This window comes from Pseudomonas antarctica, assembly GCF_001647715.1.
GTDB classification, from domain to species: Bacteria; Pseudomonadota; Gammaproteobacteria; order Pseudomonadales; family Pseudomonadaceae; genus Aquipseudomonas; species Aquipseudomonas antarctica_A.
Window position 1 is genome coordinate 3,841,670 of record NZ_CP015600.1, and the last position, 15,723, is coordinate 3,857,392.

Genomic DNA, 15,723 nt, shown 5'->3' on the forward strand with positions numbered 1-15,723 from the left:
CCCGAGGGACGGAAGCTAACCAGGTAACCCGGCTACACACTGATGGATCGTACCAAGGCCCACGACGCCCGAAGACCGTTCGCAGTTCGCCCTTACCTGCTCAACTCCCCTCTCGCTACTCGTTCATCCCGTCGCCTTCCCCGCCGAACCTGACTTGACCGCCTAAGCTTCTGGTCAGCGAGCGCCACGCCTGTGCATTGAATGCAGGGCTGTAAAACGGATTTTTCCACACTGTTTTTCCACACGAAGACGCGACGAGGTTTTTCCCATGGCACTGACACGCGAACAGCAAATTGCAGCCCTTGAAAAAGACTGGGCTGAAAACCCACGCTGGAAAGGCGTGACCCGCGCTTATTCCGCTGCTGACGTCGTCCGCCTGCGTGGCTCGGTTCAACCTGAGCACACCTTTGCAAAACTCGGCGCCGAGAAGCTGTGGAACCTGGTAACCCAAGGTGCCAAGCCTTCCTTCCGTCCTGACAAAGATTTCGTCAACTGCATGGGCGCCCTGACCGGCGGCCAGGCAGTCCAGCAGGTGAAAGCCGGTATCCAGGCGATCTACCTGTCCGGCTGGCAAGTGGCAGCGGACAACAACTCCGCTGAATCCATGTACCCCGACCAGTCGCTGTACCCGGTGGACTCGGTGCCAACCGTGGTCAAGCGCATCAACAACTCGTTCCGTCGTGCCGACCAGATCCAGTGGAAAGCCGGTAAAGGCCCGGGCGACGAAGGCTACATCGACTACTTCGCACCGATCGTGGCGGATGCTGAAGCCGGTTTCGGCGGCGTGCTGAACGCCTACGAGCTGATGAAAAGCATGATCGAGGCTGGCGCCGCGGGCGTTCACTTCGAAGACCAACTGGCTTCGGTGAAGAAGTGCGGGCACATGGGCGGCAAGGTACTGGTGCCTACCCAGGAAGCCGTACAGAAGCTGACCGCTGCGCGCTTGGCCGCTGACGTGGCTGGCACTCCGACCATCATCCTGGCACGTACCGACGCCAACGCTGCTGACCTGCTGACTTCCGATTGCGACCCGTACGACAAGCCATTCGTAACCGGCGAGCGTACTCAGGAAGGCTTCTATAAAGTACGCGCCGGCCTCGACCAGGCCATCGCTCGCGGCCTGGCCTACGCGCCGTACGCCGACCTGATCTGGTGCGAAACCGCCAAGCCGGACCTGGACGAAGCGCGTCGCTTCGCCGAAGCGATCAAGAAGGAATACCCGGACCAACTGCTGTCCTACAACTGCTCGCCTTCTTTCAACTGGAAGAAGAACCTGGACGACGCGACCATCGCCAAATTCCAGCGCGAACTGTCCGCTATGGGCTACAAGCACCAGTTCATCACCCTGGCCGGCATTCACAACATGTGGCACAGCATGTTCAACCTGGCGCACGACTACGCCCGCAACGACATGACGGCCTACGTGAAGCTGCAAGAGCAGGAGTTCGCTGACGCCTCCAAAGGCTACACCTTTGTGGCGCACCAGCAGGAAGTGGGCACCGGCTACTTCGACGACATGACCACCGTGATCCAGGGCGGCAGTTCGTCCGTGACCGCGCTGACCGGTTCGACCGAAGAAGAACAGTTCCACTGATCAACTGAGTACACGGCCATTGCGGCATCACGGAAGACCTAACCGCAATGCCGCACAACAATCACGCCCCGACTGGTTCGGGGCGTTTTTTTTGGTCCAGGGAAAAGCCCTCTGGCAGCACACGTATCAAATGTGGGAGCTGGCTTGCCTGCGATAGCGGTCAGTCAGCACCCTTTCAATGGTTGACACACCGCTATCGCGGGCAAGCCCGGCTCCCACAGGAAATGGGCTGAACCTGTAGGTTTTGCGCAAAACATTGATCCAGAGCGGTATTTGCCTGGATAAAATCGGTTAAAAAATCCACGCCAGCAACTAGCGGCAATCTAGCAAGTAACAGCAACTTCCCCCGCTGCACCACACGCACCCACTTAAAACCCACCCAAACAATAGTCATTATCATTTAGCGCATGAAAACTTCTTTACAGCTTAAACAAAACATATTTGATAAAAAGCCCGCTAATGCCCGCCCCGCAAGGGCTGCAGCCCCACAAAGGTGCACTATGTGCTTATTCCATCGAATAATTTCGCTATCGGAATTTTACTTGCCCGGTGTTTAGCCATAAAATCACCGCGATTGATTGCAGTGCGACATATCGTCACTGCATCGTTACTTTTTCGAGCTCAGAGACCTTTGCTCTCTGTTAAGGATTTCCAGCATGACCGAAGCGACAGGACTCATGGCCCACAACTGGGGCTTTGCCATTTTCCTCCTCGGTGTTGTCGGCCTTTGTGCCTTCATGCTTGGTGTCTCCAGCCTCCTCGGGTCAAAAGCCTGGGGCCGCAGCAAAAACGAACCGTTCGAGTCCGGCATGCTACCTACAGGTGGCGCCCGCTTGCGGCTCTCAGCCAAATTCTATCTGGTCGCGATGCTGTTCGTGATCTTCGATATCGAAGCCCTCTTTCTCTTTGCCTGGTCTGTGTCCGTCCGCGAAAGCGGCTGGACCGGATTCGTCGAAGCCCTCGTTTTCATAGCAATTCTGTTGGCAGGCCTTGTCTACCTATTTCGAGTGGGCGCCCTTGACTGGGCTCCGGAAGCTCGTCGTAAGCGGCAAGCGAAGCTGAAACAATGAGGCTTTGGCGATGCAATACAATCTCACCAGGATCGACCCGGATGCTCCTAACGATCAGTACCCAATCGGCGAACGGGAAACCGTTTCCGATCCGTTAGAAGATCAAGTCCACAAAAACATCTACATGGGCAAGCTGGAAGACGTGCTGAGTGGCGCGGTCAACTGGGGACGTAAGAACTCCCTGTGGCCGTACAACTTCGGTCTGTCCTGCTGCTACGTGGAAATGACCACCGCCTTCACGGCGCCCCACGACATCGCGCGCTTTGGCGCCGAAGTTATCCGGGCATCACCGCGTCAGGCGGATTTCATGGTTATCGCCGGAACCTGCTTTATCAAGATGGCGCCGATCATTCAGCGTCTCTACGAGCAAATGCTCGAGCCAAAGTGGGTTATCTCCATGGGTTCGTGCGCCAACTCCGGTGGCATGTACGACATCTACTCCGTCGTTCAAGGGGTGGACAAGTTCCTGCCCGTGGACGTCTACGTGCCTGGCTGCCCGCCCCGCCCTGAAGCATTTCTGCAAGGCTTGATGCTGTTGCAGGAATCGATTGGCAAGGAGCGTCGTCCACTTTCCTGGGTTGTCGGCGATCAAGGCGTTTACCGCGCCGAGATGCCTTCGCAAAAGGAACAGCGCCGCGAACAGCGAATCGCAGTCACCAACCTGCGCAGCCCCGACGAAGTCTGATCCAGCACCGCTTCTTTTATAGAACGAAAACCTGGCTTCATTCTTTACGTTGACCGAAAGCGATAAAAAACCATGACTACAGGCAGTGCTCTGTACATCCCGCCTTATAAGGCAGACGACCAGGATGTGGTCGTCGAACTCAATAACCGTTTTGGCCCTGACGCCTTCACCGCCCAGGCCACACGTACCGGTATGCCGGTGCTGTGGGTGGCGCGTGCCAAGCTCGTCGAAGTCCTGACGTTCCTGCGCAACCTGCCCAAGCCGTACGTCATGCTTTATGACCTGCATGGCGTGGACGAGCGGCTGCGCACCAAGCGCCAGGGGCTGCCGAGCGGCGCCGATTTCACCGTGTTCTATCACCTGTTGTCGATCGAACGTAACAGCGACGTGATGATCAAGGTCGCCCTCTCCGAAAGCGACCTGAGCGTGCCGACCGTGACCGGTATCTGGCCGAACGCCAGCTGGTACGAGCGTGAAGTCTGGGACATGTTCGGTATCGACTTCCCCGGCCACCCGCACCTGACGCGCATCATGATGCCGCCAACCTGGGAAGGTCACCCGCTGCGCAAGGACTACCCTGCGCGCGCCACCGAATTCGATCCGTTCAGCCTGACGCTCGCCAAGCAACAGCTTGAAGAAGAGGCTGCACGCTTCCGTCCGGAAGACTGGGGCATGAAGCGCTCCGGCACCAACGAGGACTACATGTTCCTCAACCTGGGCCCGAACCACCCTTCGGCTCACGGTGCCTTCCGCATCATCCTGCAACTGGACGGCGAAGAAATCGTCGACTGCGTGCCTGACGTCGGCTACCACCACCGTGGTGCCGAGAAGATGGCCGAGCGCCAGTCCTGGCACAGTTTCATCCCGTACACCGACCGTATCGACTACCTCGGCGGCGTGATGAACAACCTGCCGTACGTGCTCTCGGTCGAGAAGCTGGCCGGTATCAAGGTACCGGACCGCGTCGACACCATCCGCATCATGATGGCCGAGTTCTTCCGGATCACCAGCCACCTGCTGTTCCTGGGGACTTACATCCAGGACGTCGGTGCCATGACCCCGGTGTTCTTCACGTTCACCGACCGTCAGCGCGCCTACAAGGTCATCGAAGCCATCACCGGTTTCCGTCTGCACCCGGCCTGGTACCGCATCGGCGGTGTCGCGCACGACCTGCCAAATGGCTGGGAACGCCTGGTAAAAGAGTTCATCGACTGGATGCCCAAGCGTCTGGACGAATACCAGAAAGCCGCCCTGGACAACAGCATCCTCAAGGGCCGGACCATCGGCGTCGCGGCGTACAACACCAAAGAAGCCCTGGAATGGGGCGTCACCGGTGCTGGCCTGCGTTCCACCGGTTGCGATTTCGACCTGCGTAAAGCGCGCCCGTACTCCGGCTACGAGAACTTCGAATTCGAAGTGCCGTTGGCGGCCAATGGCGATGCCTACGACCGTTGCATCGTGCGCGTCGAAGAAATGCGCCAGAGCCTGAAGATCATCGAGCAGTGCATGCGCAACATGCCGGCCGGCCCGTACAAGGCGGATCACCCGCTGACCACGCCGCCGCCGAAAGAGCGCACGCTGCAACACATCGAAACCCTGATCACGCACTTCCTGCAGGTTTCGTGGGGCCCGGTCATGCCGGCCAACGAATCCTTCCAGATGATCGAAGCGACCAAGGGTATCAACAGTTATTACCTGACGAGCGATGGCGGCACCATGAGCTACCGCACCCGGATTCGTACTCCAAGCTTCCCGCACCTGCAGCAGATCCCTTCGGTGATCAAAGGTGAAATGGTCGCGGACTTGATTGCGTACCTGGGTAGTATCGATTTCGTTATGGCCGACGTGGACCGCTAAGCATGAATAGCACGCTTATCCAGACAGACCGTTTCACCTTGAGTGAAACCGAGCGCTCGGCCATCGAGCACGAGCTGCATCACTACGAAGACCCGCGTGCGGCGTCTATCGAAGCCTTGAAGATCGTCCAGAAGGAACGTGGCTGGGTGCCGGACGGCGCCCTCTACGCCATCGGCGAAATCCTCGGCATCCCTGCCAGCGACGTTGAAGGCGTGGCCACGTTCTACAGCCAGATCTTCCGCCAGCCGGTAGGTCGCCACATCATTCGCGTGTGCGACAGCATGGTCTGCTACATCGGTGGCCACGAGTCCGTGGTCAGTGAGATTCAGAACAAGCTGGGCATCGGCCTGGGTCAGACCACGCCGGACGGCCGCTTTACGCTGCTGCCGGTGTGCTGCCTGGGTAACTGCGACAAGGCGCCGGCGTTGATGATCGACGACGACACATTCGGTGACGTGCAGCCTGCTGGCGTCACCCAATTGCTCGAGGGCTACCCATGACCCTGACTTCTTTCGGCCCGGCCAACCTGATCAAGCGTTCGGCCGAGACTCACCCGCTGACCTGGCGCCTGCGTGACGACGGCGAGGCGGTATGGCTCGACGAGTACCAGGCCAAGAACGGTTACGCGGCTGCGCGCAAAGCCTTCGCCGACATGGCCCAGGACGATATCGTCCAGACCGTGAAAGACGCCGGCCTTAAAGGTCGCGGCGGTGCAGGCTTCCCCACGGGTGTTAAGTGGGGCCTGATGCCCAAAGACGAATCCATCAACATCCGCTACCTGCTGTGCAACGCGGATGAAATGGAGCCGAACACCTGGAAAGACCGCATGTTGATGGAGCAACTGCCCCATCTGCTGATCGAAGGCATGCTGATCAGTGCCCGCGCGCTGAAAACCTACCGTGGCTACATCTTCCTGCGTGGCGAATACACCACCGCCGCCAAGCACCTCACCCGTGCAGTGGAAGAAGCCAAGGCAGCCGGCCTGCTGGGCAAGAACATCCTCGGTTCGGGCTTTGACTTCGAACTGTTCGTGCACACCGGCGCCGGGCGTTACATCTGCGGTGAAGAAACCGCACTGATCAACTCCCTCGAAGGCCGCCGCGCCAACCCGCGCTCCAAACCGCCCTTCCCTGCCGCCGTGGGCGTGTGGGGCAAGCCGACATGCGTGAACAACGTCGAGACCCTGTGCAACGTGCCGGCAATCATCGGCGACGGCGTGGAGTGGTACAAATCGTTGGCCCGCGAAGGCAGCGAAGACATGGGCACCAAGCTCATGGGCTTCTCCGGCAAGGTCAAGAACCCTGGCCTGTGGGAACTGCCATTTGGCGTAACTGCACGCGAGCTGTTCGAGGACTACGCCGGCGGCATGCGCGATGGCTACACCCTCAAGGCCTGGCAGCCAGGCGGCGCCGGCACCGGCTTCCTGCTGCCCGAGCACCTCGACGCGCAAATGTATGCCGGCGGCATCGGCAAGGTCGGCACCCGTATGGGTACTGGCTTGGCGATGGCCGTGGACAACACCGTGAACATGGTGTCGTTGCTGCGCAACATGGAGCAGTTCTTCTCCCGCGAATCCTGCGGTTTCTGCACCCCGTGCCGTGACGGTTTGCCTTGGAGCGTGAAGCTCTTGATGGCCATCGAGAAAGGCGAAGGCCAGCCAGGCGACATCGAGACGCTGCTGGGTCTGGTCGGTTTCCTCGGCCCAGGCAAGACCTTCTGTGCTCACGCACCGGGCGCCGTGGAGCCATTGGGCAGCGCAATCAAATACTTCCGCTCGGAGTTCGAAGCCGGCATCGCGCCTACCAGCGCCGCCGTTCCGCCTCTGGCGAGGCCGATCGTAGTCGGCGCGTAACGCTTAACCAGGCGAAGGGTCCGTGCCCTTCAACTGCTCATGTGCTGACGCCTTTATGGCTGTGTAGATGCACATGAATAACAAGATTCCATTAGCCACGCCCGCTGACAACGGGCCAACGAAGAACTTTGAACCATGGCCACTATCCACGTAGACGGCAAAGCGCTCGAAGTCGATGGGGCAGACAACCTGTTACAGGCATGTCTCTCACTAGGCCTCGACATCCCTTATTTCTGCTGGCACCCAGCCCTTGGTAGCGTCGGTGCCTGTCGCCAGTGTGCGGTCAAGCAGTACACCGACGAGAACGACACCCGTGGTCGTATCGTCATGTCCTGCATGACACCCGCCACCGACAACACCTGGATCTCCATCGAAGATGAAGAATCCAAGGCGTTCCGCGCCAGCGTTGTCGAATGGCTGATGACCAACCACCCCCACGACTGCCCGGTCTGTGAGGAAGGCGGTCACTGCCACCTGCAAGACATGACGGTGATGACCGGCCACAACGAGCGCCGTTATCGCTTCACCAAGCGTACCCACCAGAACCAGGACCTCGGCCCGTTCATTTCCCACGAAATGAACCGCTGCATCGCCTGCTACCGTTGCGTGCGTTTCTATAAAGACTACGCCGGCGGCACCGACCTGGGCGTATTCGGCGCCCACGACAACGTGTACTTCGGTCGCGTTGAAGACGGCGTGCTCGAAAGCGAGTTCTCCGGCAACCTCACCGAGGTCTGCCCGACCGGTGTGTTCACCGACAAGACGCACTCCGAGCGCTACAACCGTAAGTGGGACATGCAGTTCGCGCCGAGCATCTGCCATGGCTGCTCCAGCGGTTGCAATATTTCCCCGGGCGAGCGCTACGGCGAATTGCGTCGGATCGAAAACCGCTTCAACGGTTCGGTCAACCAGTACTTCCTGTGCGACCGTGGCCGTTTCGGCTATGGCTACGTCAACCGCGAAGACCGCCCACGCCAGCCGCTGTTGGCCGATGGCGCCAAGCTGAGCACCGACGAAGCACTGGATAAAGCCGCCGATCTGTTGCGCGGCCGCAATATCGTTGGTATCGGTTCGCCACGCGCCAGCCTCGAAAGCAACTTCGCGTTGCGCGAACTGGTCGGCGCCGAGCACTTCTACTCCGGTATCGAAGCCGCTGAGCTGGAGCGCATTCGCCTGGTCCTGCAGGTGCTGAACGACAGCCCGCTGCCGGTGCCGAACATGCGCGACATCGAAGACCACGACGCGATCTTTGTCCTCGGTGAAGACCTGACCCAGACCGCCGCGCGTATCGCATTGTCCCTGCGCCAGTCGGTCAAAGGCAAAGCCGAAGACATGGCCGAGGCTATGCGCGTACAGCCCTGGCTCGACGCCGCGGTGAAAAACATCGGCCAGCACGCGCTGAACCCGCTGTTTATCGCAAGCCTGGCTGAGACCAAGCTCGACGACATCGCCGAAGAGTGCGTCCACGCAGCGCCTGACGACCTGGCGCGCATCGGTTTCGCCGTGGCCCACGCCCTGGACGCCAGCGCACCTGCCGTCGAAGGCCTGGACACTGAAGCTGTTGAACTGGCCCAGCGCATCGCCGACGCCCTGCTGGCGGCCAAGCGCCCGCTGATCATTGCTGGCACCTCGTTGGGTTCCAAAGCGCTGATCGAAGCTGCTGCCAACATCGCTAAAGCCCTGAAGCTGCGCGACAAGAACGGTTCCATCAGCCTGGTCGTGCCGGAAGCCAACAGCCTTGGCCTGGCCATGCTCGGTGGCGAGTCACTGGACGCCGCGCTGCAAGCCGTCACTGACGGCAAAGCCGACGCCATCGTGGTACTGGAAAACGACCTGTACACCCGCACGGATTCGGCCAAGGTCGACGCCGCGCTGGACGCCGCCAAAGTGCTGATCGTTGCCGACCACCAGAAGACCGCGACCAGCGAGCGTGCCGACCTGGTGCTGCCAGCCGCCACCTTCGCCGAAGGCGACGGTACCCTGGTCAGCCAGGAAGGCCGCGCCCAGCGCTTCTTCCAGGTGTTCGATCCGAAGTACATGGACGCCAGCATCCTGGTTCACGAAGGCTGGCGCTGGCTGCATGCCCTGCGCTCGACCCTGCTGAACCAGCCGCTCGACTGGACCCAGCTCGACCACGTTACCGCAGCCGCTGCCGCAAGCGCCCCGCAACTGGCGCGCATCGTCGACGCTGCACCGTCCGCCGCGTTCCGCATCAAGGGCATGAAACTGGCCCGTGAACCGCTGCGTTACTCCGGCCGTACCGCCATGCGTGCTGATATCAGCGTGCACGAACCGCGTACGCCGCAGGACAACGACACCGCGTTCGCCTTCTCCATGGAAGGTTACTCGGGTTCGGTCGAGCCGCGTCAACAGGTGCCATTTGCCTGGTCGCCGGGCTGGAACTCGCCGCAGGCCTGGAACAAGTTCCAGGACGAAGTCGGTGGTCATATCCGCGCTGGCGACCCGGGCACCCGCCTGATCGAAAGCACCGGTGATTCGCTGAACTGGTTCGCCGCCGTACCGCGCCCGTTCAACCCGGCCCAGGGCACCTGGCAGGTTGTGCCGTTCTTCCACCTGTTCGGCAGCGAAGAAACCTCTTCCAAAGCCGCGCCGGTACAAGAGCGCATTCCGGCCGCCTACGTGTCCGTAGCCAAGTCCGAAGCCGACCGCCTGGGCGTCAACGACGGTGCCCTGCTCAACTTGAACGTCGGTGGCAAGACCCTGCGTCTGCCGCTGCGCATCAACGACGAGTTGGGTGCCGGCCTGGTTGCACTGCCGAAAGGCCTCGCCGGTATCCCGCCTGCGATCTTTGGCCAAACCGTTGACGGTCTGCAGGAGGCAGCGCAATGACCTGGTTCACCCCTGAAGTGATCGACGTGATCATCTCGGTCGTCAAGGCCATCGTGATCCTGTTGGCCGTGGTCGTCGCGGGCGCCCTGCTCAGCTTCGTCGAACGTCGCCTGCTGGGCTGGTGGCAGGACCGTTACGGTCCGAACCGCGTTGGCCCGTTCGGTATGTTCCAAATCGCTGCCGACATGCTGAAAATGTTCTTCAAGGAAGACTGGACCCCGCCGTTTGCCGACAAGGTGATCTTCACCCTGGCACCGGTCGTGGCCATGAGCGCCTTGCTGATTGCCTTCGCCGTCATCCCGATCACCCCGACCTGGGGCGTGGCGGACCTGAACATCGGCTTGCTGTTCTTCTTCGCCATGGCCGGTCTGTCGGTCTACGCGGTGCTGTTCGCGGGTTGGTCGAGTAACAACAAGTTCGCCCTGCTGGGCAGCTTGCGGGCTTCGGCCCAGACCGTGTCCTACGAAGTGTTCATGGGCCTCGCGCTGATGGGCATCGTGGTGCAGGTCGGCTCGTTCAACATGCGCGACATCGTCGAGTACCAGGCGCAGAACCTGTGGTTCATCATTCCGCAGTTCTTCGGCTTCTGCACCTTCTTCATCGCTGGCGTCGCCGTGACTCACCGTCACCCGTTCGACCAGCCGGAAGCGGAACAGGAACTGGCCGACGGTTACCATATTGAATACGCCGGCATGAAATGGGGCATGTTCTTCGTTGGCGAATACATCGGCATCATCTTGATCTCGGCCCTGCTGGTCACGCTGTTCTTCGGCGGCTGGCACGGTCCGTTCAACATCCTGCCGCAACTGGCGTTCTTCTGGTTTTTCTTGAAGACGGCGTTCTTCATCATGCTGTTCATCCTGCTGCGCGCTTCTATCCCGCGCCCACGCTATGACCAGGTGATGGATTTCAGCTGGAGATTCTGCCTGCCGCTGACCCTGATCAATTTGCTGGTGACGGCTGCTGTTGTGTTGTTGAACACGCCAGCCGGCGCGGTTCAGTGAGGATTTGACCCATGTTCAAATATATTGGCGACATCGTTAAGGGTACTGGTACCCAGTTGCGAAGCCTGGTGATGGTGTTCGGTCACGGCTTCCGCAAACGCGACACCCTGCAATACCCGGAAGAAGCGGTGTACCTGCCGCCGCGCTATCGCGGCCGTATCGTGCTGACCCGCGACCCCGATGGCGAAGAGCGTTGTGTAGCCTGCAACCTGTGCGCCGTGGCGTGCCCGGTGGGTTGCATCTCCCTGCAGAAAGCTGAAACCGAAGACGGTCGCTGGTACCCGGACTTCTTCCGCATCAACTTCTCGCGCTGCATTTTCTGCGGCCTCTGCGAGGAAGCTTGCCCGACCACCGCGATCCAGCTGACACCGGATTTCGAGATGGCCGAGTTCAAACGTCAGGACCTGGTGTACGAGAAAGAAGATCTGTTGATCTCTGGTCCCGGTAAAAACCCTGATTACAACTTCTATCGTGTTGCAGGTATGGCCGTTGCCGGTAAGCCGAAAGGCGCCGCACAAAACGAAGCCGAGCCGATCAACGTGAAGAGCTTGCTGCCTTAAGGAAGAAAGATGGAATTCGCTTTCTATTTCGCGTCGGGTATTGCAGTGGTGTCCACGCTTCGCGTGATCACCAACACCAACCCCGTGCACGCCCTGCTCTACCTGATCATTTCGCTGATCGCCGTGGCCATGACCTTCTTCAGCCTCGGCGCACCGTTCGCCGGTGTCCTGGAAGTGATTGCCTACGCTGGCGCCATCATGGTGCTGTTCGTGTTTGTGGTGATGATGCTCAACCTGGGGCCGGCTTCGGTCGCCCAGGAACGTGTCTGGCTCAAACCCGGCATCTGGCTTGGCCCGGTTGTCCTGGCAGCCCTGCTGCTGGGTGAACTGCTGTATGTGCTGTTCGCTCACCAGAGCGGCCAGGCCATCGGCCACACCACCGTAGACGCGAAGGCCGTGGGCATCAGCCTGTTCGGCCCGTACCTGCTGGTGGTTGAACTGGCTTCGATGCTGCTGCTCGCGGCAGCCATCACCGCCTTCCACTTGGGCCGCAACGAAGCCAAGGAGCAATGACGATGCCTGCTATCCCTTTGGAGCATGGTCTGGCGGTCGCCGGCATCCTGTTCTGCCTTGGCCTGGTCGGCCTGATGGTCCGCCGTAACATTCTGTTCGTGTTGATGAGCCTGGAAATCATGATGAACGCCGCAGCACTGGCGTTCATCGTTGCGGGTGCACGTTGGGGCCAGCCGGATGGACAAGTCATGTTCATCCTGGTGATCAGCCTGGCAGCCGCCGAGGCCAGTATTGGCCTGGCGATCCTGCTGCAACTGTATCGTCGCTTCCACACGCTTGATATCGACGCTGCCAGTGAGATGCGCGGATGAACATGATCTTTCTGACTTTCGTATTTCCCCTGATCGGTTTCCTGCTGCTGTCGTTCTCCCGTGGACGCTGGTCGGAAAACCTTTCTGCCCTGGTGGGTGTGGGTTCCATCGGCCTGTCGGCGATTGTCGCCGCCTACGTCATCTGGCAGTTCAACGTGGCGCCGCCGGAAGGCGGCCACTACACCCTGGTGCTGTGGCAGTGGATGTCGGTGGAGGGCTTCAAGCCCAACTTCGCCCTCTACGTCGACGGCCTGTCGATCACCATGCTTGGCGTGGTCGTGGGTGTAGGCTTCCTGATCCACCTGTTCGCGTCCTGGTACATGCGCGGTGAAGCCGGTTACTCGCGCTTCTTCGCCTACACCAACCTGTTTATCGCCAGCATGCTGTTCCTGGTGCTGGGCGATAACCTGTTGTTCCTGTACTTCGGCTGGGAAGGCGTGGGCCTGTGCTCGTACCTGTTGATCGGTTTCTACTACAGCAACCGCAACAACGGTAACGCGGCACTCAAGGCCTTTATCGTCACCCGCATCGGCGACGTGTTCATGGCTATCGGCCTGTTCATCCTGTTCCAACAGGTGGGCACGTTGAACATCCAGGAACTGCTGGTGCTGGCACCGCAGAAGTTCCAGGTCGGTGACTTTTGGATCACCCTGGCGACCCTGATGCTGCTGGGTGGCGCTGTCGGTAAATCCGCACAGTTGCCGCTGCAAACCTGGCTGGCGGATGCGATGGCCGGTCCGACTCCGGTTTCGGCACTGATCCACGCCGCCACCATGGTGACCGCCGGTGTCTACCTGATCGCCCGTACCCACGGCCTGTTCACCCTGGCACCGGAAATCCTGCACTTGGTGGGCCTGGTTGGCGGCGTGACCCTGGTACTGGCCGGCTTCGCCGCGCTGGTGCAGACCGACATCAAGCGTATCCTCGCCTACTCGACCATGAGCCAGATCGGCTACATGTTCCTGGCCCTGGGCGTCGGCGCCTGGGACGCGGCGATCTTCCACCTGATGACCCACGCCTTCTTCAAGGCCCTGCTGTTCCTTGCTTCGGGTGCAGTCATCGTTGCCTGCCACCACGAGCAGAACATCTTCAAGATGGGCGGCCTGTGGAAGAAACTGCCGTTGGCCTACGCCAGCTTCATCGTCGGGGGTGCCGCGCTGGCCGCCCTGCCGTTGGTGACCGCCGGTTTCTACTCCAAAGACGAAATCCTCTGGGAAGCCTTTGCCAGCGGTAACCAGAACCTGCTGTACGCAGGCCTGGTGGGTGCGTTCATGACCTCGCTGTACACCTTCCGCCTGATCTTCATCACCTTCCACGGTGAAGCCAAGACCGAAGCACACGCAGGCCACGGCATCTCCCACTGGCTGCCACTGTCGGTGCTGATCATCCTGTCGACCTTCATCGGCGCCATGATCACCCCGCCACTGGCCGGTGTATTGCCTGAAAGCGCTGGCCATGCCGGCGGCGCTGCCAAGCACAGCCTGGAGATCGCCTCCGGCGCCATCGCCATCGCCGGTATCCTGCTGGCGGCCCTGCTGTTCCTCGGCAAGCGTCGCTTCGTCACCGCCGTCGCCAACAGTGGCATCGGCCGCTTCCTTTCGGCCTGGTGGTTCGCCGCCTGGGGCTTCGACTGGATCTACGACAAACTGTTCGTCAAGCCTTACCTTGCGATCAGCCATGTACTGCGCAGAGACCCGCTCGACCAGACCATCGGTTTGATCCCGCGTGCCGCCAAGGCCGGTCACACCGCCCTGAGCCGCAGCGAGACTGGCCAATTGCGTTGGTATGCAGCTTCCATGGCCGTGGGTGCCGTGCTGGTGATCGGCGCCATCGTGGTGGTGGCGGTATGACTATGAACTTTGCGAACTTGCGAAAGGAAACGAGCCCGTCATGATTCTGCCCTGGCTAATCCTGATCCCCTTTATCGGCGGCCTGCTCTGCTGGATGGGTGAACGCTTCGGCGCCACCCTCCCCCGCTGGATTGCGTTGCTGACCATGTCCCTGGAACTCGCGCTCGGCCTCTGGCTGTGGGCCCATGGCGACTATTCATTTGCTCCGGCACCGGGTGCCGATCCCACCTTCGCGCTTGAGTTCAAGCACGTGTGGATCCAGCGCTTCGGCATCAACGTGCACCTGGCCCTCGACGGCCTGTCGCTGTTGATGATCCTGCTGACCGGCCTGCTGGGTATCCTCTCGGTACTCTGCTCCTGGAAAGAAATTCAGCGTCACGTGGGCTTCTTCCACCTGAACCTGATGTGGATCCTGGGCGGCGTTGTCGGCGTGTTCCTCGCCCTCGACCTGTTCATGTTCTTCTTCTTCTGGGAAATGATGCTGGTGCCGATGTACTTCCTCATCGCGCTCTGGGGTCACAGTTCTTCGGATGGCAAGAAAACCCGGATCTACGCGGCGACCAAGTTCTTCATCTTCACCCAGGCTTCCGGCCTGATCATGTTGGTGGCGATCCTGGGTCTGGTACTGGTCAACTTCAACAGCACGGGCGTGATCACGTTCAACTACGCCGACCTGTTGAAAACCAAGATGTCCCTGACCACCGAGTACATCCTGATGCTGGGCTTCTTCATCGCGTTCGCGGTGAAGCTGCCGGTGGTGCCGTTCCACTCCTGGCTGCCTGATGCTCACGCCCAGGCGCCGACCGCAGGTTCTGTGGACCTGGCCGGTATCCTGCTGAAAACTGCGGCCTACGGCCTGCTGCGTTTCGCCCTGCCGCTGTTCCCGAATGCCTCGGCCGAGTTTGCGCCGATCGCCATGACCCTGGGTCTGATCGGGATCTTCTACGGCGCGTTCCTGGCCTTCGCCCAAACCGACATCAAGCGTCTGATCGCCTTCTCGTCCGTTTCCCACATGGGTTTCGTACTGATCGGCATCTACTCCGGCAGCCAGCTGGCGTTGCAAGGCGCAGTGATCCAGATGTTGGCCCACGGTGTTTCGGCCGCCGCGCTGTTTATCCTCAGTGGCCAGTTGTACGAGCGTCTGCACACCCGCGACATGCGTGAAATGGGTGGCGTGTGGTCGCGTATCGCTTACCTGCCGGCGATCAGCCTGTTCTTCGCCGCCGCATCGCTGGGCTTGCCGGGCACCGGCAACTTCATCGGCGAGTTCCTGATCCTGATGGGTTCGTTCGTGCACACACCGTGGATCAGCGCCATTGCTACTTCCGGCCTGGTGTTCGGTTCGGTTTACTCGCTGATCATGATCCACCGCGCCTATTTCGGCCCGGCCAAGTCCGACACCGTCCTGCAAGGGATGGATGCTCGCGAACTGATCATGGTGCTCGGCCTTGCGGTGCTGCTGATCTACATCGGCGTATACCCGCAACCGTTCCTGGACACTTCTGCCGCGACGATGCATGGCGTGCAGCAGTGGTTCAGCACCGCCTTCACTCAACTCGCTTCGGCACGGTAAGAGC

Annotated in this window: 13 protein-coding genes; all 13 read left to right on the forward strand. The window is 60.4% G+C overall.

Going from position 1 to position 15,723, the window contains the following annotated elements:
• Window positions 1-268: 268 nt before the first annotated feature.
• The 13 genes from aceA to nuoM all read left to right on the forward strand — a co-directional run bounded on the left by aceA (window position 269) and on the right by nuoM (window position 15,719).
• Entirely contained in the window at window positions 269-1,594 is a 1,326-nt protein-coding gene (aceA, locus tag A7J50_RS17205) for an isocitrate lyase (protein ID WP_064452901.1), read from the forward strand.
• 656 nt (window positions 1,595-2,250) lie between these two features.
• Window positions 2,251-2,664 carry an NADH-quinone oxidoreductase subunit A gene (locus tag A7J50_RS17210; protein WP_003219575.1) on the forward strand — a complete coding sequence of 138 codons (414 nt, stop codon included), beginning with the start codon at window positions 2,251-2,253 and terminating at the stop codon, window positions 2,662-2,664.
• Window positions 2,665-2,674: 10 nt separating this feature from the next.
• Window positions 2,675-3,349: a NuoB/complex I 20 kDa subunit family protein gene (locus A7J50_RS17215; protein WP_012724951.1), complete on the forward strand. Its 675-nt coding sequence runs from the start codon at window positions 2,675-2,677 to the stop codon at window positions 3,347-3,349.
• A 72-nt stretch (window positions 3,350-3,421) separates the two neighbouring features.
• The gene (gene nuoC / locus A7J50_RS17220; RefSeq protein ID WP_064452902.1) at window positions 3,422-5,206 is read left to right on the forward strand and encodes an NADH-quinone oxidoreductase subunit C/D; all 1,785 of its coding nucleotides are present in this window, start codon (window positions 3,422-3,424) and stop codon (window positions 5,204-5,206) included.
• A 2-nt stretch (window positions 5,207-5,208) separates the two neighbouring features.
• On the forward strand, window positions 5,209-5,706 hold the full coding sequence (nuoE, locus tag A7J50_RS17225; RefSeq protein ID WP_003174721.1) for an NADH-quinone oxidoreductase subunit NuoE: 498 nt from the start codon (window positions 5,209-5,211) through the stop codon (window positions 5,704-5,706).
• A complete protein-coding gene (nuoF, locus tag A7J50_RS17230) occupies window positions 5,703-7,058 on the forward strand; it encodes an NADH-quinone oxidoreductase subunit NuoF (RefSeq protein WP_064452903.1) in 1,356 nt (451 codons plus the stop codon). The genes nuoE and nuoF overlap by 4 nt, the downstream gene beginning before the upstream one ends.
• 135 nt (window positions 7,059-7,193) lie before the next feature.
• Window positions 7,194-9,908 (forward strand): NADH-quinone oxidoreductase subunit NuoG, encoded by a 2,715-nt coding sequence (nuoG, locus tag A7J50_RS17235; protein ID WP_064452904.1) that lies wholly within the window; start codon window positions 7,194-7,196, stop codon window positions 9,906-9,908.
• Window positions 9,905-10,912, forward strand: coding sequence for an NADH-quinone oxidoreductase subunit NuoH (nuoH, locus tag A7J50_RS17240; protein WP_053256843.1), 1,008 nt, complete (start codon window positions 9,905-9,907; stop codon window positions 10,910-10,912). The genes nuoG and nuoH overlap by 4 nt, the downstream gene beginning before the upstream one ends.
• Window positions 10,913-10,923: 11 nt before the next feature.
• Complete coding sequence (gene nuoI, locus A7J50_RS17245; protein ID WP_003174725.1) at window positions 10,924-11,472, forward strand: NADH-quinone oxidoreductase subunit NuoI; 549 nt, start codon at window positions 10,924-10,926, stop codon at window positions 11,470-11,472.
• 9 nt (window positions 11,473-11,481) lie between these two features.
• Window positions 11,482-11,985 (forward strand): NADH-quinone oxidoreductase subunit J, encoded by a 504-nt coding sequence (gene nuoJ / locus A7J50_RS17250; protein ID WP_003174726.1) that lies wholly within the window; start codon window positions 11,482-11,484, stop codon window positions 11,983-11,985.
• Between the two features lie 2 nt (window positions 11,986-11,987).
• The gene (gene nuoK / locus A7J50_RS17255; protein WP_003174727.1) at window positions 11,988-12,296 is read left to right on the forward strand and encodes an NADH-quinone oxidoreductase subunit NuoK; all 309 of its coding nucleotides are present in this window, start codon (window positions 11,988-11,990) and stop codon (window positions 12,294-12,296) included.
• Entirely contained in the window at window positions 12,293-14,146 is a 1,854-nt protein-coding gene (gene nuoL, locus A7J50_RS17260) for an NADH-quinone oxidoreductase subunit L (RefSeq protein WP_064452905.1), read from the forward strand. The genes nuoK and nuoL overlap by 4 nt, the downstream gene beginning before the upstream one ends.
• 40 nt (window positions 14,147-14,186) lie before the next feature.
• Window positions 14,187-15,719 carry an NADH-quinone oxidoreductase subunit M gene (gene nuoM, locus A7J50_RS17265; RefSeq protein WP_064452906.1) on the forward strand — a complete coding sequence of 511 codons (1,533 nt, stop codon included), beginning with the start codon at window positions 14,187-14,189 and terminating at the stop codon, window positions 15,717-15,719.
• Window positions 15,720-15,723 lie beyond the last annotated feature (4 nt).

Excerpts from the sequence above, each read along its gene's own strand:
- A7J50_RS17215 (WP_012724951.1), top strand. The coding sequence starts at position 2,675 with ATGCAATACAATCTCACCAGGATCGACCCGGATGCTCCTAACGATCAG.
- aceA (WP_064452901.1), top strand. The coding sequence starts at position 269 with ATGGCACTGACACGCGAACAGCAAATTGCAGCCCTTGAAAAAGACTGG.
- nuoK (WP_003174727.1), top strand. The coding sequence starts at position 11,988 with ATGCCTGCTATCCCTTTGGAGCATGGTCTGGCGGTCGCCGGCATCCTG.
- nuoG (WP_064452904.1), top strand. The coding sequence starts at position 7,194 with ATGGCCACTATCCACGTAGACGGCAAAGCGCTCGAAGTCGATGGGGCA.
- nuoM (WP_064452906.1), top strand. The coding sequence starts at position 14,187 with ATGATTCTGCCCTGGCTAATCCTGATCCCCTTTATCGGCGGCCTGCTC.
- nuoL (WP_064452905.1), top strand. The coding sequence starts at position 12,293 with ATGAACATGATCTTTCTGACTTTCGTATTTCCCCTGATCGGTTTCCTG.
- nuoE (WP_003174721.1), top strand. The coding sequence starts at position 5,209 with ATGAATAGCACGCTTATCCAGACAGACCGTTTCACCTTGAGTGAAACC.
- nuoF (WP_064452903.1), top strand. The coding sequence starts at position 5,703 with ATGACCCTGACTTCTTTCGGCCCGGCCAACCTGATCAAGCGTTCGGCC.
- nuoH (WP_053256843.1), top strand. The coding sequence starts at position 9,905 with ATGACCTGGTTCACCCCTGAAGTGATCGACGTGATCATCTCGGTCGTC.
- nuoJ (WP_003174726.1), top strand. The coding sequence starts at position 11,482 with ATGGAATTCGCTTTCTATTTCGCGTCGGGTATTGCAGTGGTGTCCACG.
- nuoC (WP_064452902.1), top strand. The coding sequence starts at position 3,422 with ATGACTACAGGCAGTGCTCTGTACATCCCGCCTTATAAGGCAGACGAC.
- A7J50_RS17210 (WP_003219575.1), top strand. The coding sequence starts at position 2,251 with ATGACCGAAGCGACAGGACTCATGGCCCACAACTGGGGCTTTGCCATT.
- nuoI (WP_003174725.1), top strand. The coding sequence starts at position 10,924 with ATGTTCAAATATATTGGCGACATCGTTAAGGGTACTGGTACCCAGTTG.